Consider the following 20270-nt stretch of genomic DNA (forward strand, 5'->3'; position numbering starts at 1 on the left):
ACAAGAAGGAGAGGGCGATGCAGGGCAAGTCGGCGCTGGTGACCGGCGGAGGGGGCGGCTTCGGCAAGGCGATCGCCGAACTGCTGCTGGCGGATGGCGCGGCGGTCACTTTGGCCGACAATGACGTCGCCAAGCTCGACGCAGCCCGCGACCTGCTCTCGTCCAAGGTTGCGGGCGCGAAGATCGCCACGATCGCGGGCGATGCGACGTCGGAGGCCGATGTGCAGGCTGCGATCGACGCCGCGATCGCGCATGGCGGCGGGCTCGACATCGTGGTCGGCACGGTCGGCGGCGGATCGGGCTTCGGCGCGATCCTCGACATGCCCTATGACACGTTCCTGTCCGACTATGCGCTCAACGTCGGCAGCGCCTTCCTGCTGGTAAAGCAGGCCACGCCGTTGATGCGGGCGGGCAGCAGTTTCGTGTTCATCTCCTCGGCCGCCGCCGTGACGCCGCTTCCGAACCTCGTCAGCTATTGCACGGTTAAGGCGGGGCTCGACCATTTCACGCGCAGCGCGGCGATCGAATTGTCGCCCCGTGGTATCCGCTTCAACGCGGTGCGCCCCGGCACGACCGAGACTGACGGCATGGCCCACGCCTTCGCGCGCGACGGCTTTGCGGCATCGTCCGCGTCGAAGATCCCGCTCGCCCGCACCGGCAAGCCGTTCGATATCGCCAAGGCGGTCCATTACCTCGCGAGCGACGACGCGAGCTGGATCACCGGCCAGTGCTGGACGGTCGATGGCGGCGCGGGCCTGCGTACGGGCGGATAAGGAGGAAGAGATGTCCGAAGAATTGCTCGCCCGGATCGACCGGCTCGAATCGATCGACGCGATCCGCCAGCTCGCCGCCAAATACAGCCTCGCGCTCGACATGCGCGACGCGAATGCCTGGGTCGGCCTGTTCCCCGAGGACGTGAAGGTCGGCGCCGGACAGGTCGGCCGCGCGGCGATGCGCGCCTGGTTCGACGACACGATGCGGCTCCAGTTTACCGGCACATCACACCATATCGGCGGGCATATCATCGAGTTTGACGATCCCGATCATGCCAAGGGCGTCGTCTATTCGAAGAACGAGCATGAGACCGGCGACGAGTGGGTCATCATGCAGATGATGTATGTCGACAAATATGATCGGATCGACGGCCGCTGGTATTTTCGCCGCCGCCTGCCGCTCTACTGGTACGCCACCGATCTCAACAAGCCGCCGATCGGCGACAACAAGATGCGCTGGCCCGATCAGGACGCCTATGCCGGCGGCTATCACGATTATTTCCCGAGCTGGAAAGAGTTCTGGGCGCGCGCGGGCGACGATGGATCACCGGTCGCCGAACCCGCGCCGTTGGAGGGCTTCCTCGACACGATGTCGCGCGGGGCGACAGCGCCGAAGATCCGGGTGCGCTAGCTTTTGAGTCCGAGGATCGCGAGCACGGCGGCGATCACCTTGCCGCGCTGTGCCTGCGCGCGTTCGACCGGATCCTGTTCGGGCTCGCCATAGCCAAAGGGCTTGTCTCCGCCGATAAAGCTGCCGACCACCACCATCAGCGCGAATTTGAACGAGGTGGCGATGTCGGTGTCGGCGGGAATCAGGCCGTCGTCGATCGCGCGGCGCATGATCGCTTCATAGACGCCGTAAACCTCGCGCCGCACGCGGGGCAGGTCGCGTCGGCTTTCGCCGTGCAGGTTGTAATCGAGCGCCAGCGTGATCAGCGCGGGCGTACGCGCGTAGAAGTCGAAGCACTGCTCGAAGAAGGTCCGCGCCGCCTCGCGTGGGGGCAGGCGCGCAAAGTTGGTCTCCAAGATGTCGGCGAAGCCCTCCGCGATCGCAAACTGCATCACGGCTTCGTAGAGCGCCGCCTTGCTCTCGAAATAATAATAGACGAGCTGCTTGGTCACGTCGGCGCCGCGCGCGATCGATTCGATATGCGCGCCGACGAAGCCGTTCGCGCAGAACTCGGCCAGCGCCGCTTCCAGGATGCGCTGGATGACGTCGGGTCCGTGCCGCCGCCTCGACATCCGCTCTCCGTCGGCCATCCCAATGTCTCCCCGCATGGGAATAGGCCCGCCGCCATGGTGCTCCAAGCGCACCCTCGCGCTTTCCGAAGGGGCGGCGGTTTCGGACGGTGCGTCCATAAAAGCCTTTGCCGCATCGGCCGAATGGGCGGACTCTTCTGCCCGATAACGGCTGGAGAGACACGATGATCACCAAGGAGCAGAACGAGCGGCTGACCCGGGTCGAAGGCGATGCCCCGATGGGCAGGCTGATGCGGCGCTACTGGATCCCGGCGTTTCTGTCGTCGCAGATCGAGCCCGATGGTGATCCGCTGCGCGTCCGCTTGCTCGGCAAGGATTATGTCGCGTTCCGCGCCACCGACGGCCGGATCGGCATGTTCGACGAACGCTGCCCGCATCGCGGCGTCTCGCTCGTTCTCGCCCGCAACGCGGATTGTGCGCTCCAATGCATCTTCCACGGCTGGAAGATCGACGTCACGGGCAAGGTGATCGACGTGCCCACCCAGGCGCAGAATCCCGAAGCCTTCGCCGCGACCGTGAAGGTAAACAGATATCCGCTGCATGAGGGGGGCGGCATCGTCTGGGCCTGGCTGGGCGAGGGCGAAGCGCCGGCGTTCCCCGAACTGGCCTTCACCGTGCTGCCCGACAGCCAGGTGTGGATGACGATCACCAAAGCGCATTGCAACTGGCTGCAGGGTGTCGAAGCGACGATCGACAGCGCGCATATCGGCACGCTCCACGAAAGCTATATGAAGATCGAGCGCGCCAAGGGCTCACAGGCGAACGGCTACAGCCTGGCGGCGCTCGCCCCGCGTTATTACGTCCGCGACAAGCCTCACGGCCTCGCGGCCGAGGCGCATCGGCATCTGCAGGACGGCAGCGTCTATGTGCGCACAACCCAATATCTGATGCCTTATGTCAGCTTCCTGCCGGGCGGCGAGAATGCGGCGGGCATCCTGTTCATCGTCACGCCGATCGACGATCATCACCACAATCTGATCTGGGGCATGTGTTCGCCCGGCACCGATATCCCCATGGACGGCGACGTGCCGGTGGCGCTGCGCGACATGCTGGGCACCTTGCCGTTCGACAAGCATGATTTCGGCCGCTTCACCGGCGATCGCGACCACAATTTCGGGCAGGATCGCCAAGCGATGCGCGAGGGCCATTTCAGCGGCTTCACACGCAATCTGATCCAGGAGGATATGGTGACGCAGGCCAGCATGGGCACGATCGTCGACCGCACTCTCGATCATCTCTCATCCGCCGATCTCGCCATCGTGCGCACCCACAAGCTGCTGCTCGACGCACTGGCGGCGATGGAGGAGGGCAAAGGCACGCCGGGCGCTGGAGAGGGCATGGATTTCCGCGACGTTATCCCCGAACATTATGTCATCGCGCCGGGCAACGACCGCGATGTGGCGGTGGACTTCTACCGCTCGGCCGGCTGATCGCCCCGAAATGCGTAGGCCGAAACCGGCATATGTGCTAAGCGGCGCCATCGTCGGTAATCTGCTGTAAGCACCGACGGCTGAGAGACATCGCGCTCCCGCTTACAAAGTGGGAGTCGTGCATGTCGCGAGCCATCAACATCGACGCGCCTCAGGATGATGTGCAGCAGGCCTGCGTCAAGCATGGCGCGGGCATCAGCTCGATCGAGACCTTGCCCGGCGGTTGCACCCGGCTCGTGCTGCAATCGGCGGATGCGGCCGTGGCGATCCGCAAGCTCTACGGCAACAAGGTCGTCACGACCACGCAGGTCCGCACCCCCCTCCAGCTCGCGTCGCGCGGCGTTCCGATGACGCAGGACATCGTCGGTCGATCGAGCGGTTTTGCGGTGCAGGATGATCGCGAGAAGCGGCCCTTCGCGACCCCGGGCCGGTCGACCGGTCTCGGCAGCACGGTGCGCACCCCTTTGCGCTGATCGCGAACTATAGGGGCACTACCGCGCCATCTTCCTTGGTGAAGGTGGCGGGCCTGCGATCGAGCAGGTCGAGCACCGCTTCGGACGGACGGCAGAGCTTCGTGCCTCTGGGCGTCACCACGATCGGGCGGTTCACCAGGATCGGGTGCTGCAGCATCGCCGTCAGGATCGCTTCGTCGGAGGCAGCAGCGTCGAGCAGGCCCAGTTCGGCCGCAGGCGTCCCCTTGTCGCGCAGAAGGCTGCGCGGCGTGGTATGCAGCGCGTTGAGCAGTGCTTCGAGCAACGGACGCGTCCAGCCGATCGCCCGATAGTCGATCACGCGCGGATGATAGCCCGCCGCCTCGATCATCGCGAGCGCGTTGCGCGAGGTGCCGCAATCCGGATTGTGGTAGATGGTGATGGGGAAGGGTTCGGTCATGCGGCGGCTTCCTCGCGCAGCAACCAGGCGAAGAACAGGATCGCGGCGATCGTGCCGCTGATCTGCCCGGCAACGAACATCGGCACCGAATGCGGCGCGATCCCGGCGAAACTGTCGGACAGGCTGCGCGCGATCGTCACCGCCGGGTTGGCGAAGCTGGTCGATGCGGTGAACCAATAGGCCGCGACAATGTAGAGCCCGACGGCGATCGGCGTGGCATCGGGGCGATGGCGTTCGACCGCGAAGATCGTGCCGATCAACCCGAAGGTGGCGACGCATTCGGCGAAGCCCTGCGCCATTCCATCGCGCGCCTTGGCTGCGATTTGCAGGATCGGCTCGGCAAACATCATGTGCGCGATCCACACACCGACAATCGCTCCCGCCAATTGCGCACCGATATAGGCCGCGGCAGCGGTCGCATCGGTCTCGCGCCGCCACAGTCGCGCCAGCGTCACCGCCGGATTGAAGTGCGCGCCTGAAACCGGCCCGAACATCCAGATCAGGACGATCAGCCCGGCACCGGTGGCGATCGTGTTGCCGAGCAGCGCGATCGCGTCGTTCCCGTCGGCCAGCCGCTCGCCCATGATCCCCGATCCCACGACGATCGCGAGCAACATCGCGGTGCCGACGAACTCGGCGCCGATCCGGCGGGGCAGCGTCATGCGCAGCAGCCGACCTCTTCGGCGATCCCCACGAAAGGCGCGCAGATTTCTGGCCGCCCGCCGCAACAGTCGGCGATCAGGAAACCGAGCAGGTCGCGCATACGATCATAGTCTGCCGAATAGATGATCGACCGCCCGTCGCGCCGCGACTGCACCAGCCCGGCACGGTCCAGGATCGTCAGATGGTTCGACAGGGTGTTGGGCAGTACGTCGATCCGTCGAGCGATCTCCCCGGCCGGCATCCCGTCCGATCCCGCTCGCACGAGCAGGCGATAGACCGCGAGGCGGCTGGCATGTGCGAGCGCCGAAAGACTATCCACCGCATCCGGCAATTGCATGTCGAATCCCATTCTCCGAATCTATATTTCGATTATTCCGGAAATATCGATTCGACAAGGGGCGTCAGGTGAGGACCGGCTCCATTGCAGGCTCCGCCTTCGCCATCGCGCGTCGATAGGCGGGGCGGGTGCCTATGTCGGAAAGGTAGCGGCGCACGTTGGGGAAGGCGTCGATCGACGTGCCCCGCATCGCGCGACTGGTGGTAAGGCCATAGACCATCATGATGTCGGCGGTGGTCAGGACGCGGCCGCCGAAGAAAGGGGCTTCGCCCAACCGCGCCTCGATCATGTCCCATGCACGGGCCGTCCGATCGGCGATGAAGGCGGCGCCGGGGCTGGCCGATATGTCGGTGCCGGCCAACTGGATCACGCTGCCGCCCATCAGGGTCGCCATGAAGGTGCCATTACACCAGTGGAACCAGAACAGATGATCGGCGAAGTCGGGATGGTTCGGCCCCGGCGTCAGCCGCCCGTCGCCGTAGCGCCCGCAGATATAGTCGCAGATTGCGCCGCTTTCACCGAGCATCAGCGCGCCGTCGCTTATGACCGGCGCGATCCCCATCGGGTGCAGCGCCTTGTACTCGGGTGGGGCATAGCCCTTGCCGCCGATCCGCTCGTAGCGTTTGAACTCGTAGTCGAGTTCGAGTTCCTCGCACAGCCACACGATCCGTTCCGACTGCGAAAGTCCCAGATGATGGACCGTCAGCATGTGCCTCTCCCTTTTGTCGACTCGCGCCGCTTGTCGCGCGACCCTACCCAATCTTTCGCGCACGCCCTAAAGACAGCCGCATGACCCACGCAGCTTTCCCCGCGCTTCGTCTGCGCCGCCCCCGCCGCCACGCCTGGAGCCGCGCGCTCTATGCCGAAACGGTGCTGACCCCGGCCGACCTGATCTGGCCGTTGTTCATTTCGAACAATGACGATGTCGAACCGATCGCGTCGCTGCCGGGCGTATCGCGCTGGCCGGTCGCCAAGATCGCGGAGCGGGCGGCCGAGGCTAAGGCGGCGGGTATTCCGTGCCTCGCGCTCTTCCCCAACACGCCGCGCGACAAGCGCACCGAGGATGCGGCCGAGGCGTTCAATCCCGACAATCTGATGTGCCGCGCGATCCGCGCGATCAAGGACAAGGTGCCCGATATCGGCCTGCTCACCGATGTCGCGCTCGATCCTTATACCTCGCACGGCCATGACGGGATCATTGACGAAAGCGGGCACGTCCTGAACGACGTTACCAGCGAATTGCTGGTCGCCCAGGCGCTGGTGCAGGCCGAGGCGGGGAGCGACATCGTTGCCCCGTCCGACATGATGGACGGCCGCGTCGGCGCGATCCGTGCGGCGCTGGAGGGCGCGGGCAAGGTCGACGTGCAGATCATGGCCTATGCCGCCAAATATGCGTCGGCCTTCTACGGCCCGTTCCGCGACGCGGTCGATACGCGCGGGCTGCTGAAGGGCGACAAGAAGGGCTATCAGATGAGCCCCTCCAACGCCGAAGAGGCGCTGCGCGAAGTCGCGCTCGATCTCGCCGAGGGCGCCGACAGCGTGATGGTGAAGCCCGGCCTGCCCTACCTCGACATCGTCCGGCTCGTGAAGGAGCGGTTCGAGGTGCCCGTCTTCGCGTACCAGGTGTCCGGCGAGTACGCGATGATCGAGCATGCGATCGCTGCCGGCGCTGCCGATCGCGATGCGATGGTCATGGAAACGCTGATGTCGTTCAAGCGCGCGGGCGCTTCGGGCGTCCTCACCTATCACGCGCTCCACGCCGCGCGCCTTATGGGCGCGTGATCGAGACGGCGCATGATCTCCACTGAACGCCTGTTGCTGCGCCGCTGGACCGACGCCGATCGCGCGCCGTTCCACGCGATGTGCCAGGACGCGCGCGTCATGGAATATCTCGGCGATCCCCAGCCGCGCGATGCGGTCGATGCGATGATCGATCGGCAGAATGGCTTCATCGACACGCTAGGCCATGGTTTCTGGGCGATCGAGCGGCGCGAGGATGGTGCGTTCCTCGGCTTTTGTGGGGTGAAGCCCGGCGCGATCGATACGCCGCTGGAGGGCCGTGCCGAGATCGGCTGGCGTCTCGCCGCTGATCATTGGGGGCATGGCTATGCGCGCGAAGCGGCGCAGGCGAGCCTCGACTGGGCCTTCGTGCATCTTCCCGGCAATACGGTGTGGGCGATGACGGTGGTGGCCAACAGCCGCAGTTGGGGGTTGATGGAGCGGCTGGGCATGGTCCGCCGTGCCGAGTTCGATTTCGATCATCCGCTGCCCGGCCTCGCCGAACGGCTCAAGGCCCATATCGTCTATTCGAAGGACCGCCCGTCATGACTGTCGCCCCCCACACGATCCTCGCGCTGGGCGATCAGGTGCCCAGGATCGATCCCACCGCCTTCGTCGCGCCGGGCGCGCATGTGATCGGTGATGTCGAGATCGGCGCCGATTCAAGTCTCTGGTATAACGTCGTCGTGCGTGGCGACGATCAGCCGATCCGCATCGGGCGCGGCACGAATATTCAGGACGGCACCGTCGTCCACGTGACCAGCGGCACCCACCCGACCACGATCGGCAACGACGTGCTGATCGGCCATCTCGCAATGATCCACGGCTGCGACATCCACGATCGCGCCTTTGTCGGCCTTGGATCGATCGTGATGGATGGCTGCGTGATCGAATCGGACGCAATGCTCGCCGCCGGGGCGATGCTGACGCCCGGCAAGCGCATACCCTCGGGCGAATTGTGGGCCGGTCGCCCCGCCAAATTCCTGCGCAAGCTCAGCGACGAGGAGATCGTCCGCAATCCACGCGGATCCGCTTCCTATGTCGACAAAGCACGACTCCATGCCGCGGCGATCGCGGCGGAGGCGAACGACTAGGGCTGAAGCGACGCCAGGGTTGCCTGTTCGGCGCCGTCGATCGCCTGGACCTCTGCGATCGCGGCCTCGACCCCGGCCAGACGGGCGGGATCGCCCGTGGCGACCGCCTCCTGATGCAACCGATCGAGATCGGCCAGCGCGGAGCCGACACCACCGCGCGCCGATTCGACCCCGCTATAGGCCTGCTGCGCCGCGACCCAGGCGTCGCCGCCTTGCGCCGCGTTGCGGCCCTTTTCGATCGTCGGCCGCGCCTTGGCGACCTCCGCATTGAACGCGGCATCGGCCGCCTTCGCAGCCGTCACGATCGCACTCACATCGGTTGACCCGGCGGGCGGCATCGGCGGGGCCGGTTCTGCGGGCGCTGGTTCGGCGCTTTTCTCGACCTTGCGCGGCGCGAGCGAGGGATAAGCGCTCATGTCGGAGGCGCATCCCGCCAGCATCAGCACGGCGAAGATCGGGGCGGATTGGCGAAGCAAGATCATGCGCCTGTCTTAGTCGCGCAGATTTTCTCCGCAACGGGCTTGCGTTGTTCGATCTCCGCCCCTAGAGACGCCCCCCACGGCGGATCGGTCTGACACCAGATGGAACCCTCGTCGAAAAATGCGCGCCCGTAGCTCAGCTGGATAGAGCATCAGACTACGAATCTGAGGGTCGGACGTTCGAATCGTTCCGGGCGCGCCATTTTCCTCCACATTACTGGAACAGCGTGTAACACCCCTTGCGAGGTGGCGGGTTCGCTGCGTCCTCTTTGCCCATGATCCGCAGAGATCGTGATGGAGAGGATTTGACCATGACCAGATTTGACGGGCGCGTCGTGCTTGTTACCGGCGCGGGCTCGGGCATCGGCCAGGCGATCGTGGCGCGCGTGCTGGCCGAAGATGCGCAGGTGATCGCGGTCGATATCAGCGCCGAAGGACTGGAGGCGACGCGCCAGCGCGCGGCCGAAGCGGGGTATGCCGGCCGGCTTCGAACCTTCACCGTCGATGTTTCGGAGGAGGCGCCGATCGCCGCCCTGATCGCGGATGCCGGTCTTGGCGATACGTCGCTCGACGTTCTGGTGAACGCCGCCGGCATATTACGGTCGAGCCACACGCACGCGACTTCGCTGGACCTGTGGAATCATATCCTCAAGACGAACCTGACCAGCACCTTCCTGATGACGCGCGACTGCCTGCCCGCCTTGCTGCGTTCGGGCCGCGGGGTCGTCGTCAATTTCAGCTCGACCTCGGCCAGCTTCGCGCATCCCTATATGGCCGCTTATGCCGCGACGAAGGGTGGTATCCAGTCCTTCACGCATGCCATCGCCGCCGAATATGCCAAACAGGGCCTGCGCGCCGTCGCGGTTGCCCCCGGCAGCATCGAATCGGGCATGACCCGCAATCCCGGCATCCCCGAGGATGCGGACATGACGATGTTCATGAAGCTGCTCCCCGCGATTGGCGCTGGCTTTGCCGGGCCGGAGGTGATCGCCGGGGTCGTGGCGATGCTGGCGTCGGACGACGGCGCCTTCGTTACCGGCACCGAGATCCGCATCGACGGCGGCACGCATATGTGATGCGCGCCGCCGGCGCTGTCCCCTAGCTAAGCTGCGGCAGCACCTTGTCGGTGACGATGCGCAGATATTTCCAGCCGAGTTCGGGCGGCAGGCCGCCGATCAGCGGGTGAAGCGACAGCGGCATGCCACCCTTCACCCAGCCGACCGCCTCGTCGACTGACATGATGCGGTGGCTGCGCTTTTCGGCGCGCAGTTCGGCGACGCTGCTCACGAAGGACAGGCTGCTGACGTCGTCATTGCCCTCGTTCCACTTCGCGTAGCTCAGCACGTCGTGCATCAGAAAGTCGCCCAGTTCCTCCCAGGCCTTGTCGACATCCTCGGCGACGAAGGTGGTGGTGGGCATGTCGCGCGGGGGCAGGAAACAGGCGCCGGGGGTATGTCCGTTGGCGCGGCAGGTTTCGGCGTAAAGTTCGCCCAGCGCGGCGTCCTCCTTCTGCGCCATGAAGTCGAGGCCGTGCTTGCCCGCGCGGCGCGCGGCGGGGGGACTGCCGCCGCCCCAGCCCATGCGCGGGCCGCCGGGAGTGAAGGGGGGCGGAGTGACGTGGATGCGGCGTCCTTCATGTTCGAACGGCTCGCCGGTCTTGGCCTTGAGCAGCAGCGAGAGCTTTTCGTCGGCGATCTTGCCGCGGCTTTTGAAATCCTCGCCCATCATCTCATATTCGGCCGGCAGATAACCGAGGCCGCCGACATAGGAGACGCGACCACCGCTGATGATGTCGATGACGCTCATCTCCTCGGCCAGCCGCACGGGATCGTAGAAGGGCAACTGAATGATCGCGATCGACAGCGGCACCTTCTTGGTGCGCGCAGCGATCGCGGAGGCGAGGATCAGCGGGGCGGGGAGATAGCCGTCCTCCGCACCATGATGCTCGCACAGTAAGGCAGCGAGCAGGCCCTTGTCCTCCGCCCACTCGGTCATCTCGATCGCGGCCGTATAGAGGTCGCGCGCAGGCGCGCCGAAGCTTGGCGCGCGCATGTCGAAGCGGAAGGTGAACATCGAATCTCCCCGGAGCTTTTTAATTTTCGCCCGGGAATGAGCCTCGTTCGCCCTTCCGCGTCAACCTGTAACGGACGTCAGCTGCGCCCAACCGTCTCGCGGAATTTGGTGACAATGCCGCTCAGCAGATCTTCCGCCGCGGCCTCGTCGTTCGGCACATCCATGTGCAGGACGAAGTCGGTGACGCCGACTTCCATCAGTGCCTTGATCTGATCGGCGGCGCGGCGCGGATCGATGCTGCCGTCGTCGCCCTTCGCCTCGCGCGGCATATAGCCGACGATCTGTAGCCCATCCGGATTGCCGCCCGCCGCGGCGACGCCGTCCTTCAGGCGCGGGACCGAATCGAGCAGGTTGGCGGCGTCCGCACCCCAGGGGATCCAGCCCGATCCATAGTGCGCGACGCGGCGGATTGTCGAGGATCGCAGGGTGCCCGCGATCCAGAAGGGCACGCCGCCTGGCTGGAGCGGCTTGGGCATCTGGTGGATCGCGTCGAAGCCGAGTTCGGGCGCCGAATAGCTGGCGCGCTGATTGCGCCACAACGTCTGGCATACCTCCAGGCTGTGATCGAGCAGGCGGCCGCGTGTGTCGAAGGTGAGGCCCGCTGCCTCATATTCCTCGCGCTGCCAGCCGACGCCGACGCCCAGATCGAGCCGCCCGCCCGACAGCACGTCGAGCGTCGCGGCCGCCTTGGCCAGCGTCACCGGACGGCGCAGCGCGGCGAGCAATATCTGGGTGCGCAGACGGATGCGCTTCGTCATCCCCGCGACCACCGACAGGGTGGTCAGCGGCTCGAGCCAGTGTCCGTCCGGCCCGGTGGGCTGCTTGCCGCCCTTGGCGCCGCCGACTTCGGGCTTGGCATATTCGTCCAGATTTTCGCCGAACACGACGTGATCGGACACCATCAAACTGTCGATCCCGGCGCGATCGGCGGCGCGGGCGCGGGCGAACATATGCTCCCAGCCGCCCGGATCCTCGGCCGAATAGCTGTTGAGGCCCAGCGTGAGTTGCGGAACCGCGCGTTCGATCATCAATGCTCTCCTGTCTTTCAGGAGAAGCTATCGGCGGTGATCGATCACGTCACCGAGCACTTTCGCCGCTTCCGATAGTGCCGAAATCGGCTTCGATCCGCGTCAGCACCAGATTGGCGGCGTGCGACAGCGATCGCGCGGGTACCACGCACAGGCCCAAAGTCAGCGGGCGCACGGTCGCGTCGACAATCGGCACGAAGGCGAGTTCGCCCGCCGCGACCTCGCTCGCCACGTCGAGCGAGGTGAGCAGGCCGATGCCGACGCCCTCGACGACCAGTGACTTGAGCATCTGGATATTGTCGGCGCGCGCCGCGATCTCGATGGGCACCCCGCTCGCAACCTCCAGCGCCTGCACCTGTTGGCATAAGGCGAGCGGTTCGGCGGGCACGACGACGGGTTCGCCGACGCAGGCTGCGAAACGGGTCGGACCACCTTTGGCCAGACGATGATCGGGCCGCGTGACGAAGCCCAGCACGACATCGGCATGCGCGCGGACTACGAGGTTGCGGCCGCTGCGGGGTTCGAGCAACAGGCCGAAGTCGGCCGCACCGCTCTCGATCGCGCCCTGGACATTGGCATTGTCGAGGACGCTGAGGCCGATCGTGATGCCCGGATGCTCGTCGCGGATCGCGCGGACGATGCGGGGGATCGTCCCGCGCGCCAGCGCGTCGATCAGGGCGATGTCTACATGGCCGCGCCGCAGACCCGTCAGGTCGTCGATTGAGGCGCGGACATCCTCCAGCCCCTTCTGCCAGCGCCCGCCCGCCGCCATCATCTGCTCGCCCGCCGCGGTCAGCCTGAGGCCGGTCGGCAGCCGTTCGAACAGCCGCGCACCCAGTTCGGCCTCCGCCTGCAGGATCTGCCGGTCGATCGCCGAAGCCGAGACGTTCAGGATCTCCGCCGCACGCCGGATCGATCCGGTGCGGCCCACCACCATGAAGTAGCGCAGGAAGCGCGAGAAGGCTGGCATCGGACCTGCTCTCTTTTTTGCAACACCTCGTCAAAATCATTGCGTTTGATCGCGCGTGTCAAGCGGGTGATGCTGCGACGCATCAAAACAACGTCGCAAACGAGTCCATCATGGCCACCCAGCTTCGCCCGCCCGTCCCCGATTATGTCCCGCGCGGATCGACCTTCGATCCCGATGACTGGGCGATCCTGGCGAAGCATTGGTATCCGGTCGCGCTGGTCCGCGAACTGGGCGACAAGCCGGTCGGCACCAAGCTGCTCGACGAGCCTCTGGTCGTCTATCGCGCCAATGGGAAGATCGTGGTCGCGGGCGATATCTGCCCGCATCGTGGTGTGCCGCTCAGCCTGGGCACGCAGACCGAAGCGGGCGTCGTCTGCGCTTATCACGGCCTGCGCTTCGGCGCCGACGGCCGCTGCAACCATATCCCCGCCAGCCCCGATCGCGCGGCGCCCGATCGGATGCGCGTCACCACCTATCCGGCGGTCGAGCGCTACGGCCTCGTCTGGACCTGCCTGCGCCCCGAAGCCGGCGCCGATCCGGTCATCTGCCCGATGCCGCATTGGGACGACGAAGGATTTCAGCAGATCACCTGCCCATGGATCGACATCCACGGTTTCGCGGGGCGACAGATGGAGGGTTTCCTCGACGTCGCGCACTTTGCCTTCGTCCACACCGCGACCTTCGGCGACGCGAACAATGCTGAGGTGCCGGCGTACAAGGCGATCAAGACCGAGGACGGCTTCTATGCCGATTATTGGAGCTCGGTCGGCAATTATCCGATCGGCGTGGAGAAAGGCGTCCCGGGCTTCGATTGGCTGCGCCACTTCGAATGTTTCCTGCCTTTCACAGCGACGCTGACGATCCATTTTCCGGGCAAGGACCGGCTGGTGATCATGAACGCCGCGTCGCCGGTTTCCGCGAAAGTCACGCGCCTGTTCGCGCCGATCGGCCGCAACTTCGACACCGATCGGCCGGTGCAGGAGGTGTACGACTTCAACCAGCGCGTGTTTGAGGAGGACAAGGCGATCGTCGAAGCGCAGATGCCCGAATGCCTGCCGCTCGATCCGATGATGGAGGCGCACATCCCGGCCGACATGAGCTCGATGGCCTATCGTCGCGGCCTCAAGGACATGGGGCTCAGCCGCTTCTTCACCGCTTGACCCGATCCGCCCGATCCCCTTGATGGCCCCTCATAAACTGAGAGGGGATCGGCAATGGCCTATGAGTTCGTCACCGTCACGCGCGAAGGGCCGCTGACGATCGTCACGCTGAACCGGCCCGAAAGCCGCAACGCGCTCAATTCCGCCGCGCATCGCGAACTCGACGCGATCTTTGACGATTTCGCCGCCGATCCCGATCAATGGGTCGCGATCGTCACCGGCGCGGGCGACAAGGCTTTCTCCGCAGGCATGGACCTGAAAGAGGTCAGCAAGGGCATGGGCGCGCTTCCCAAGAGCGGCTTTGCCGGGCTCACCCACCGGTTCGACTGCACCAAGCCGATCATCGCTGCGGTCAACGGCGTCGCGATGGGCGGCGGTTTCGAAACTGCGCTCGCCTGTGACGTGATCATCGCGTCGGCCAATGCCCAGTTCGGCCTGCCCGAGCCGGTCGTCGGGGTCGCGGCGCTCGCGGGCGGCCTCCTGCGCTTGCCGCGCACGATCGGGGTCAAGGCGGCGATGCCGATGATGCTGACCGGCAAGCCTGTCAGCGCGGCGGAGGGGCATCGCCTTGGTTTCGTTTACCAGGTTGTCGAGGGCGACGTGCTGGAGGCCGCGCGTGCCTTCGCGGCCGATATCCTGCGCTGCTCGCCGATGGCGGTCCGTGCGGCGAAGGAGGTGGTCGTGCGCGGGATGGAGTTGCCGCTCGAAGACGCGCTGAAGCAGCAGTCGCAATGGCCCGCCGTAAAGGCGCTCTTCACCTCGGAGGATATGCGCGAAGGCCCGCGCGCCTTCGCCGAGAAGCGCGCACCGAAGTGGAAGGGGCGCTGATCGCCTGAAGCGATCGCGGACGGCGCATCCATCGCAAAAAGGAGCGCTACAGCGTCCGCGCGGTGGTCGATGAAGGCGCATCTGAAAAGGAGAGGCGGCCATGAAATTCTTCTACCTGTTCCCCGGGCGCGGCGTGCCGGTCAACGAGGCGCTGATGTCGGGCAAGGTGTGCAACCGGCTCGCGATCGCGGCGGAGCAAGCGGGCTTTTACGGCGTCGGCCTCGATCAACATCCCGCCCCCGTCATGCCGTGGCTGCAGGGGCCGGGCGGGCATCATTGCTTCGATCCATTCATCGGCCTGGCATCGGCCGCCGCCGTCGCGCCGAAACTGCGCCTGCTCACCTATCTGGCGGTGATCCCGTTCTACAATCCGTTCCAGCTGACCAAGATGGTCAACACGCTCGACATGTTCAGCGACGGCCGCCTGATCCTGGGCGCGGGCATCGGCTATATGCAGGGCGAATTCGAGGCGATGGGGATCGACTTCGACAAGCGCAACGAACTGTTCGTCGAATCGCTGGAGGTGTTCCGCAAGGCATCGACCGGCGAACCCGTCGACTATGACGGGGCGGGTTTCACTGCGCGCGGCGTCGTGATCCAGCCGACCGCGATCCAGCGCCCGCACCCGCCGATCTGGCTGGGCGGCAACGCCAAGCTCACCCGCCGTCGCGTCGCCGAGTTCGCGCAGGGCTGGCTGCCGATGCCGCTCAAGCGCAGCCGCGGCAATACCGATCACAAGGTGCCGGCGCTCGAGAGCGTCGAAGATCTGAAGAACCTGCTGCCCGAAATGTTCGAGCATAAGGAGAAGATCGGCCGCACCGATCCGATCGACATCGTGATCTCCTCCGGCCTCGTCATGCCCAACATCCCCTGGGACGAGCAGGTCGATCTGCTGAAGGAATATCAGGCGATCGGCGTCACCGGGCTCACCGTCGGCGGGATGGGCGACACGCCGGAGGATGCGGAAGACTTCATCCGCCGCTATGGCGAAGAGGTGATCGCCAAGTTCGAAGGATGAATTGTGTCGAAGTCGGGTGGGATTGAATGAGCGTCGTCGTCCTCACGGGTGGGGTCGGCGGCGCCAAATTGGTGCTGGGGCTCGCGCAGCTCGTCTCCGCCGCCGATCTGACCGCGATCGTCAACACGGGCGATGACTTCCGCCATTTCGGCCTCGCCATCTCACCCGATATCGACACGCTGCTCTATACGTTGTCGGGCAAGTCCAACACCGAACTCGGCTGGGGTCGCGCGGGGGAAAGCTGGAACTTCATGGCGGCGCTGCGGTCGCTCAGCGCGCCCGACTGGTTCAATCTGGGCGATGGCGATCTCGCGCTCCATGTCCTGCGCAGCGCGCGGCTGGCGGCAGGCGAGCCGCTATCGGCGATCATCGCGGATTTCGCCGCGAAGTGGGATATCGGCCTTTCCGTCCTGCCGATGACCGACGATGCGGTCGCGACCCGGCTGGAAACCGACGCGGGCCTGCTCGATTTCCAGGACTATTTCGTCCGCCTGCGCTGCGCCCCCGCGACTTCGGCGATCCGTTTCGACGGCGCGGATGCCGCAAAGCCTGCGCCCGGTGTGGTCGACGCGATCATGGGCGCGAGCGCGATCGTCATCGCGCCCTCCAATCCCTTCCTCAGCGTCGATCCGATCCTTGCCGTCCCCGCGATCCGCGCGGCGCTGGCGGAGACCAAGGCACCCGTCGTCGCGGTGTCGCCGATCGTCGGCGGCGCGGCGGTGAAGGGGCCGACCGCCAAGCTGATGGGCGAACTTGGCCTGATGGTCAGCGCCTCGGCGGTCGCCGCCCATTATGGCGACATCCTCGATGGCCTGCTGGTCGACGAACGCGATCCGCCCGAGGATATCGGCGGTGTCGTGGTCGCGCGCGCCGACACACTGATGCACGATCTTGACGACCGCATCCGCGTCGCCCGCGCCGCGCTCGCCCTCGCCGAAAGCCTCAAATGATCGGTTGGACCGCTCTGGTCCCGATCAAGGCGCCAGCCGACCGCAAGACCCGCCTGGCTCCCCATCTCTCGCCGGCCGAGCGTGAGGCGCTGACCGACGACATGCTCGCTCACGTCGCCGAAGTGCTGAAGGCCAGTCCGTCGGTCGCGCGGGCAATCCTGCTGTCACCCGAACCGCCCGAAGACGGCTTCGACGGCTGGATCGCCGACGAAGGACGCGGCCTCAATGCCGAGCTGGAGGGTGCTCGCGCGCATCTGGATTGCGATCTGCTCGTCCTCCACGCCGATCTGCCGCGGCTGACGGTCCATGATGTCGAGACGTTGTTGGCGGACGCTGTCGACGTCGCTGCGATCGTCCCCGATCGCCACCATGTCGGGACGAATGCAATCGCATTGCCCGCCGGCGCCGCTTTCACCTTCGCATTCGGGGAAAACAGCTTTGCCGCCCATCGCGCGAAACCCGGAACTCTCATCGTCGAGAGCCCCGGGCTGATGCACGATGTCGATCGGATCGAGGATCTGATCGGGTAGTTAGGCGAGTTTGGCGTCGAGCGTGATCGGTGCCTTGAACAGCTTCGACACCGGGCAACCCGCCTTGGCGCCGGCCGCGATCTCCTGGAATTTGGCGTTGTCGATGCCGGGGATTGTGGCCGTCAGGTCGAGCTTGATCGCGGTGATCGAGAAGCCGTCGACATCCTCCAGCGTCACCGTCGCGACGGTATCCATCGCGTCGGCCTTGAAGCCCGCCTGTTCGAGCGCGAGCGACAGCGCCATCGTGAAGCAGCCGGCATGCGCCGCGCCCAGCAATTCTTCCGGGTTGGTGCCCGCCACGCCTTCGAAACGGCTGGCAAAGCCATAAGGATGTGCGTCGATTGCCTTGCTGTCGGTGCTGATTGCGCCGCGGCCATCCTTCAGGCCACCTTCCCAATGGGCACTGCCCTTGCGATTGATCTTCATTGGAAATCTCCTTTTTCAGACGGTTACGCCAACGCGGCGGGACGGAAACGGGTTGCGATCAGATATCCCAACGCGACATTCGCGATCAGGACCACGCCTTGCGCGACGGCAAACGGCGGTTCAGTGCCGGTGGGCGCAAGTGCGTTGAGCGCGGGCACCTTCAGGAAGGACTGCACCACCAGCACGAACAGGTTCAGGTAGAGCGCGATCACCGCCGTCACGGTGTAGGTGATGCGCGCCATGCCTTGCAGTTTGACGACGTAGAGCGCGACCGCGGCGATGATCAGGTCGATCGTCGAGATCACCCCGAAACCGAGCGCCGGCGTGAAGCCCGCAAAGGGGAACAGGAAGCCGGTCAGGCTGGTCAGTGCGGTAAAGGCGAGGAAGATCGCCGTGGTGATCTTCATGTACCGCCCGGCGATCATGGCGGGGAGGGCGATCAGCCCCGCGGCAATCCCGATCAGGCTGATGGCGACGTGCAGCGCGACGAAGGCCTGCACCGAAAGTCCGAGGATCATGACGTGTCTCCTTTCATCATCGATGCGGGCATCACGCGGCGTAGCGTGCGGCCGGCTGGTTGCGGGACAGGTTGGGGCGGAGCGCACCGCGCGCCGTCAGGTAGGTGTCGAGATCGGCCGTGTCGGGCAGCGACGGGATCGTGATCGTCTCGCCCAGATCCAGCCCTCCGATCGCGGCGTCGACCATGTCGTCGACCTCCATGATCATGTGCGCGGGCAGATTGGCGAGCTGTGCCTCGTCCCAGATCGCGGTGCGGGTGATGCCGGGCAATACCGCCTGGACGCGCACACCCTTCGGCGCCAGTTCGGCATTCAGCCCTTCACTGAAGGCGAGCACGAATGCCTTGGTCGCCGGATAGACCGCGGTGAACGCCTCGGGCATCAGCGCGGTGACCGACGTGATGTTGATGATCGTGCCGTTGCCTGCCTTGGCGAGACGCGGGGCGATCGCGGCCGACAGCCGGGTGACGGCGGTGACGTTCAGGTCGATCATCTGCTGGAGGTGCGACAGATCGGCTTCGACGAAGGCGGTCTCGCCGGCGATCCCCGCATTGTTGACCAGGGTCGTGATCGCGGCATCGTCGCGCAACCGCGCCTCGACCTTCGCAAGGTCTTCGGCCTTGCCCAGATCGGCGGCGATGATCTCGACCTTGACGCCGGTGTCGCGGCGCAGCGTTTCGGCCAGTTGCTCCAGCTTCGCGGCGTTGCGCGCGACGAGGATCAGGTCGTGGCCCCGGCGCGCGAGCCGGTCCGCATAAGTGGCGCCGATACCGATCGATGCGCCGGTGACGAGGGCAGTTCCCTTGCTCATGTCGAGTCTCCCGTTTCGGAGGACAGGGCGGATGATCGTTTCGTCCGCGTTCCCTGTCGATCCCTTATGAAATCAAAGGAGGGCGACGTTGCACCTATACCTGAGTGTGATTGCCAGGCCGTCGTCGCTCTCCGTGATCAGAGGAATAGGTCGGTTGCGGATCGCTCGGGATTGGCGGATACGACATTAGGCGGGTCATTTCCGACAAAGGAGCTGCGCGGTGGTGGATAAGGGCGAGCTGACGGCCGAAGTCGGCATCATCATCTATCCCGATTGTCAGCTCGGCATGGTCCACGGCCTGACCGAGATGCTCGACGTCGCCGGCCGATTTGCCGTCGCGCGTGATCGGGCACCGTTGCGGGTTAGCCACTGGCAATTGCGCGACGGCACGGTCGAACGATCGTTCGACAGCCACCCGGATGTGAAACGCCGGGCCGTCCCCGACATGTTGATTGCTCCGGGCAGCATGCACAATCTGATCTCCGCTGAGGATGCCGCGCCTTTTGCCCGCTTCCTGCGGGATCATCACGCTCAGGGTGCCTTGCTGGCGTCGACCTGTGCCGGCGCCTTCCTGCTGGCGGAGACCCGGCTGCTCGAAGGGCGTCCGGCCACGACTCACTGGTATTTCGCCGATGCCTTCCGCGATCGCTTTCCGGGCGTGCGTCTCGAAATTGATCGGATGGTGATCGACGATGGCGACATCCTCACCGCGGGCGGGTTGATGGCGTGGACCGATCTGGGCCTGCGCATCGTCGAACGCTTTCTCGGCCAGACCTTGATGATGGAAACCGCGAAGTTCCTGCTGCTCGATCCGGGTTCACGCGAGCAGCGCCATTACGCCCCGTTCGCGCCGAAGCTGACGCACGGTGACGAGGCGATATTGAAGGTCCAGCACTGGCTGCAGGCACGAGAGGCGCGGGCGGTCAGCGTCGCCGACATGGCGCGCGAGGCGCATCTGGAGGAACGCACCTTCCTGCGCCGCTTCAAGGCTGCGACGGGCCTCAAGCCGATCGAATATGTCCAGCATCTGCGCATCGGCAAGGCGCGCGAGCTGCTCGAATTCACGAAGCGCTCGGTCGAACAGATCGCGTGGGGCGTCGGCTATGAAGACGCCGCCGCCTTCCGCAAACTGTTCCACCGCATGATCGGCCTGTCCCCCGGCGACTATCGCCAGAAATTCGCCGCGCCGATGGAGGAGGCGGCCTGACCTTGATCCTCCCCCGGAGGGGGAGGGGGACCAGCGAAGCTGGTG

The 20270-nt window shown here is 65.5% G+C and carries 26 protein-coding genes and 1 tRNA gene; 15 read left to right on the forward strand and 12 right to left on the reverse strand.

The features are described 5' to 3' along the window. The first annotated feature begins 17 nt into the window (after positions 1-17). Positions 18-773, forward strand: a complete 756-nt coding sequence (locus FYJ91_RS20035) for an SDR family NAD(P)-dependent oxidoreductase (protein ID WP_149524109.1) — start codon at positions 18-20, stop codon at positions 771-773. A gap of 10 nt (positions 774-783) precedes the next feature. Then, complete coding sequence (locus tag FYJ91_RS20040) at positions 784-1404, forward strand: nuclear transport factor 2 family protein (protein WP_149524110.1); 621 nt, start codon at positions 784-786, stop codon at positions 1402-1404. Here the strand turns inward: FYJ91_RS20040 and FYJ91_RS20045 are convergent. Then, positions 1401-2033 carry a TetR/AcrR family transcriptional regulator gene (locus FYJ91_RS20045; RefSeq protein WP_181008609.1) on the reverse strand — a complete coding sequence of 211 codons (633 nt, stop codon included), beginning with the start codon at positions 2031-2033 and terminating at the stop codon, positions 1401-1403. The genes FYJ91_RS20040 and FYJ91_RS20045 overlap by 4 nt on opposite strands. A 164-nt stretch (positions 2034-2197) precedes the next feature. Between FYJ91_RS20045 and FYJ91_RS20050 the strand changes: the two genes are divergently transcribed. Then, on the forward strand, positions 2198-3463 hold the full coding sequence (locus tag FYJ91_RS20050; RefSeq protein ID WP_149524112.1) for a Rieske 2Fe-2S domain-containing protein: 1266 nt from the start codon (positions 2198-2200) through the stop codon (positions 3461-3463). Between the two features lie 122 nt (positions 3464-3585). Next, on the forward strand, positions 3586-3936 hold the full coding sequence (locus FYJ91_RS20055) for a hypothetical protein (protein ID WP_149524113.1): 351 nt from the start codon (positions 3586-3588) through the stop codon (positions 3934-3936). Positions 3937-3943: 7 nt separating this feature from the next. Here FYJ91_RS20055 and arsC read toward each other — a convergent pair whose 3' ends face one another. Genes arsC through FYJ91_RS20075 form a run of 4 tightly spaced genes read right to left on the reverse strand, consistent with a single transcriptional unit; the run spans position 3944 to position 6063 of the window. Beyond that, positions 3944-4354 carry an arsenate reductase (glutaredoxin) gene (arsC, locus tag FYJ91_RS20060; RefSeq protein ID WP_149524114.1) on the reverse strand — a complete coding sequence of 137 codons (411 nt, stop codon included), beginning with the start codon at positions 4352-4354 and terminating at the stop codon, positions 3944-3946. Then, entirely contained in the window at positions 4351-5016 is a 666-nt protein-coding gene (locus FYJ91_RS20065) for an MIP/aquaporin family protein (protein ID WP_149524115.1), read from the reverse strand. Before FYJ91_RS20065 ends, arsC begins: the two co-directional genes overlap by 4 nt. Beyond that, positions 5013-5366 (reverse strand): ArsR/SmtB family transcription factor, encoded by a 354-nt coding sequence (locus tag FYJ91_RS20070; RefSeq protein ID WP_246152775.1) that lies wholly within the window; start codon positions 5364-5366, stop codon positions 5013-5015. The genes FYJ91_RS20065 and FYJ91_RS20070 overlap by 4 nt, the downstream gene beginning before the upstream one ends. Before the next feature lie 52 nt (positions 5367-5418). Further along, positions 5419-6063: a glutathione S-transferase family protein gene (locus tag FYJ91_RS20075; protein WP_149524116.1), complete on the reverse strand. Its 645-nt coding sequence runs from the start codon at positions 6061-6063 to the stop codon at positions 5419-5421. Positions 6064-6143: 80 nt separating this feature from the next. Here FYJ91_RS20075 and hemB point away from each other — a divergent pair, with 80 nt between their 5' ends. From hemB to FYJ91_RS20090, 3 genes are read left to right on the forward strand one after another with little or no spacing between them, the layout of a single operon-like run. Beyond that, entirely contained in the window at positions 6144-7136 is a 993-nt protein-coding gene (gene hemB / locus FYJ91_RS20080) for a porphobilinogen synthase (RefSeq protein ID WP_149524117.1), read from the forward strand. A gap of 12 nt (positions 7137-7148) precedes the next feature. Beyond that, positions 7149-7682 (forward strand): GNAT family N-acetyltransferase, encoded by a 534-nt coding sequence (locus FYJ91_RS20085; RefSeq protein ID WP_149524118.1) that lies wholly within the window; start codon positions 7149-7151, stop codon positions 7680-7682. After that, complete coding sequence (locus tag FYJ91_RS20090) at positions 7679-8227, forward strand: gamma carbonic anhydrase family protein (protein WP_149524119.1); 549 nt, start codon at positions 7679-7681, stop codon at positions 8225-8227. Before FYJ91_RS20085 ends, FYJ91_RS20090 begins: the two co-directional genes overlap by 4 nt. On the opposite strand, the gene FYJ91_RS20095 is transcribed toward FYJ91_RS20090, so the two are convergent. Further along, a complete protein-coding gene (locus tag FYJ91_RS20095) occupies positions 8224-8709 on the reverse strand; it encodes a hypothetical protein (protein ID WP_149524120.1) in 486 nt (161 codons plus the stop codon). The genes FYJ91_RS20090 and FYJ91_RS20095 overlap by 4 nt on opposite strands. A gap of 122 nt (positions 8710-8831) precedes the next feature. Between FYJ91_RS20095 and FYJ91_RS20100 the strand changes: the two genes are divergently transcribed. Together FYJ91_RS20100 and FYJ91_RS20105 are read left to right on the forward strand one after the other, a co-directional pair. Continuing rightward, a tRNA-Arg gene (locus FYJ91_RS20100) sits at positions 8832-8908 on the forward strand. A 109-nt stretch (positions 8909-9017) separates the two neighbouring features. Further along, positions 9018-9782, forward strand: coding sequence for an SDR family NAD(P)-dependent oxidoreductase (locus FYJ91_RS20105; protein WP_149524121.1), 765 nt, complete (start codon positions 9018-9020; stop codon positions 9780-9782). Between the two features lie 22 nt (positions 9783-9804). On the opposite strand, the gene FYJ91_RS20110 is transcribed toward FYJ91_RS20105, so the two are convergent. The 3 genes from FYJ91_RS20110 to FYJ91_RS20120 form a co-directional block, all read right to left on the reverse strand. Beyond that, positions 9805-10779: an LLM class flavin-dependent oxidoreductase gene (locus FYJ91_RS20110; protein ID WP_149524122.1), complete on the reverse strand. Its 975-nt coding sequence runs from the start codon at positions 10777-10779 to the stop codon at positions 9805-9807. 77 nt (positions 10780-10856) lie between these two features. After that, a complete protein-coding gene (locus tag FYJ91_RS20115) occupies positions 10857-11807 on the reverse strand; it encodes a TIGR03619 family F420-dependent LLM class oxidoreductase (protein WP_149524123.1) in 951 nt (316 codons plus the stop codon). 49 nt (positions 11808-11856) lie between these two features. Next, the gene (locus FYJ91_RS20120; protein ID WP_149524124.1) at positions 11857-12777 is read right to left on the reverse strand and encodes a LysR family transcriptional regulator; all 921 of its coding nucleotides are present in this window, start codon (positions 12775-12777) and stop codon (positions 11857-11859) included. 110 nt (positions 12778-12887) lie between these two features. Here FYJ91_RS20120 and FYJ91_RS20125 point away from each other — a divergent pair, with 110 nt between their 5' ends. From FYJ91_RS20125 to cofC, 5 genes are all read left to right on the forward strand, one after another. Then, complete coding sequence (locus FYJ91_RS20125) at positions 12888-13937, forward strand: aromatic ring-hydroxylating oxygenase subunit alpha (RefSeq protein ID WP_149524125.1); 1050 nt, start codon at positions 12888-12890, stop codon at positions 13935-13937. Positions 13938-13991: 54 nt separating this feature from the next. Continuing rightward, the gene (locus FYJ91_RS20130) at positions 13992-14765 is read left to right on the forward strand and encodes an enoyl-CoA hydratase-related protein (RefSeq protein WP_149524126.1); all 774 of its coding nucleotides are present in this window, start codon (positions 13992-13994) and stop codon (positions 14763-14765) included. A 100-nt stretch (positions 14766-14865) separates the two neighbouring features. Continuing rightward, positions 14866-15783, forward strand: a complete 918-nt coding sequence (locus tag FYJ91_RS20135) for a TIGR03619 family F420-dependent LLM class oxidoreductase (protein WP_149524127.1) — start codon at positions 14866-14868, stop codon at positions 15781-15783. Between the two features lie 26 nt (positions 15784-15809). Then, the gene (gene cofD, locus FYJ91_RS20140; RefSeq protein ID WP_149524128.1) at positions 15810-16733 is read left to right on the forward strand and encodes a 2-phospho-L-lactate transferase; all 924 of its coding nucleotides are present in this window, start codon (positions 15810-15812) and stop codon (positions 16731-16733) included. Then, positions 16730-17263: a 2-phospho-L-lactate guanylyltransferase gene (cofC, locus tag FYJ91_RS20145; RefSeq protein WP_149524129.1), complete on the forward strand. Its 534-nt coding sequence runs from the start codon at positions 16730-16732 to the stop codon at positions 17261-17263. Before cofD ends, cofC begins: the two co-directional genes overlap by 4 nt. Here the strand turns inward: cofC and FYJ91_RS20150 are convergent, their stop codons facing one another. From FYJ91_RS20150 to FYJ91_RS20160, 3 genes are read right to left on the reverse strand one after another with little or no spacing between them, the layout of a single operon-like run. Beyond that, on the reverse strand, positions 17264-17689 hold the full coding sequence (locus FYJ91_RS20150; protein ID WP_149524130.1) for an OsmC family protein: 426 nt from the start codon (positions 17687-17689) through the stop codon (positions 17264-17266). Positions 17690-17712: 23 nt separating this feature from the next. Further along, positions 17713-18207 carry a hypothetical protein gene (locus tag FYJ91_RS20155; RefSeq protein ID WP_149524131.1) on the reverse strand — a complete coding sequence of 165 codons (495 nt, stop codon included), beginning with the start codon at positions 18205-18207 and terminating at the stop codon, positions 17713-17715. 31 nt (positions 18208-18238) lie between these two features. After that, complete coding sequence (locus FYJ91_RS20160) at positions 18239-19018, reverse strand: SDR family NAD(P)-dependent oxidoreductase (protein WP_149524132.1); 780 nt, start codon at positions 19016-19018, stop codon at positions 18239-18241. Between the two features lie 220 nt (positions 19019-19238). Here FYJ91_RS20160 and FYJ91_RS20165 point away from each other — a divergent pair, with 220 nt between their 5' ends. Further along, complete coding sequence (locus FYJ91_RS20165) at positions 19239-20225, forward strand: GlxA family transcriptional regulator (RefSeq protein ID WP_246152777.1); 987 nt, start codon at positions 19239-19241, stop codon at positions 20223-20225. Positions 20226-20270: the final 45 nt, after the last annotated feature.

It is taken from the genome of Sphingomonas montanisoli, from assembly GCF_008274695.1.
Lineage (GTDB): Bacteria > Pseudomonadota > Alphaproteobacteria > Sphingomonadales > Sphingomonadaceae > Rhizorhabdus > Rhizorhabdus montanisoli.

Excerpts from the sequence above, each read along its gene's own strand:
- FYJ91_RS20050 (WP_149524112.1), top strand. The coding sequence starts at position 2,198 with ATGATCACCAAGGAGCAGAACGAGCGGCTGACCCGGGTCGAAGGCGAT.
- FYJ91_RS20105 (WP_149524121.1), top strand. The coding sequence starts at position 9,018 with ATGACCAGATTTGACGGGCGCGTCGTGCTTGTTACCGGCGCGGGCTCG.
- FYJ91_RS20130 (WP_149524126.1), top strand. The coding sequence starts at position 13,992 with ATGGCCTATGAGTTCGTCACCGTCACGCGCGAAGGGCCGCTGACGATC.
- FYJ91_RS20135 (WP_149524127.1), top strand. The coding sequence starts at position 14,866 with ATGAAATTCTTCTACCTGTTCCCCGGGCGCGGCGTGCCGGTCAACGAG.
- cofD (WP_149524128.1), top strand. The coding sequence starts at position 15,810 with ATGAGCGTCGTCGTCCTCACGGGTGGGGTCGGCGGCGCCAAATTGGTG.
- FYJ91_RS20055 (WP_149524113.1), top strand. The coding sequence starts at position 3,586 with ATGTCGCGAGCCATCAACATCGACGCGCCTCAGGATGATGTGCAGCAG.
- arsC (WP_149524114.1), bottom strand. The coding sequence starts at position 4,354 with ATGACCGAACCCTTCCCCATCACCATCTACCACAATCCGGATTGCGGC.
- FYJ91_RS20075 (WP_149524116.1), bottom strand. The coding sequence starts at position 6,063 with ATGCTGACGGTCCATCATCTGGGACTTTCGCAGTCGGAACGGATCGTG.
- FYJ91_RS20070 (WP_246152775.1), bottom strand. The coding sequence starts at position 5,366 with ATGGGATTCGACATGCAATTGCCGGATGCGGTGGATAGTCTTTCGGCG.
- cofC (WP_149524129.1), top strand. The coding sequence starts at position 16,730 with ATGATCGGTTGGACCGCTCTGGTCCCGATCAAGGCGCCAGCCGACCGC.
- FYJ91_RS20160 (WP_149524132.1), bottom strand. The coding sequence starts at position 19,018 with ATGAGCAAGGGAACTGCCCTCGTCACCGGCGCATCGATCGGTATCGGC.
- FYJ91_RS20115 (WP_149524123.1), bottom strand. The coding sequence starts at position 11,807 with ATGATCGAACGCGCGGTTCCGCAACTCACGCTGGGCCTCAACAGCTAT.
- FYJ91_RS20035 (WP_149524109.1), top strand. The coding sequence starts at position 18 with ATGCAGGGCAAGTCGGCGCTGGTGACCGGCGGAGGGGGCGGCTTCGGC.
- FYJ91_RS20095 (WP_149524120.1), bottom strand. The coding sequence starts at position 8,709 with ATGATCTTGCTTCGCCAATCCGCCCCGATCTTCGCCGTGCTGATGCTG.
- hemB (WP_149524117.1), top strand. The coding sequence starts at position 6,144 with ATGACCCACGCAGCTTTCCCCGCGCTTCGTCTGCGCCGCCCCCGCCGC.
- FYJ91_RS20125 (WP_149524125.1), top strand. The coding sequence starts at position 12,888 with ATGGCCACCCAGCTTCGCCCGCCCGTCCCCGATTATGTCCCGCGCGGA.
- FYJ91_RS20150 (WP_149524130.1), bottom strand. The coding sequence starts at position 17,689 with ATGAAGATCAATCGCAAGGGCAGTGCCCATTGGGAAGGTGGCCTGAAG.
- FYJ91_RS20040 (WP_149524110.1), top strand. The coding sequence starts at position 784 with ATGTCCGAAGAATTGCTCGCCCGGATCGACCGGCTCGAATCGATCGAC.
- FYJ91_RS20085 (WP_149524118.1), top strand. The coding sequence starts at position 7,149 with ATGATCTCCACTGAACGCCTGTTGCTGCGCCGCTGGACCGACGCCGAT.
- FYJ91_RS20090 (WP_149524119.1), top strand. The coding sequence starts at position 7,679 with ATGACTGTCGCCCCCCACACGATCCTCGCGCTGGGCGATCAGGTGCCC.
- FYJ91_RS20110 (WP_149524122.1), bottom strand. The coding sequence starts at position 10,779 with ATGTTCACCTTCCGCTTCGACATGCGCGCGCCAAGCTTCGGCGCGCCT.
- FYJ91_RS20065 (WP_149524115.1), bottom strand. The coding sequence starts at position 5,016 with ATGACGCTGCCCCGCCGGATCGGCGCCGAGTTCGTCGGCACCGCGATG.
- FYJ91_RS20120 (WP_149524124.1), bottom strand. The coding sequence starts at position 12,777 with ATGCCAGCCTTCTCGCGCTTCCTGCGCTACTTCATGGTGGTGGGCCGC.
- FYJ91_RS20155 (WP_149524131.1), bottom strand. The coding sequence starts at position 18,207 with ATGATCCTCGGACTTTCGGTGCAGGCCTTCGTCGCGCTGCACGTCGCC.
- FYJ91_RS20045 (WP_181008609.1), bottom strand. The coding sequence starts at position 2,033 with ATGGCCGACGGAGAGCGGATGTCGAGGCGGCGGCACGGACCCGACGTC.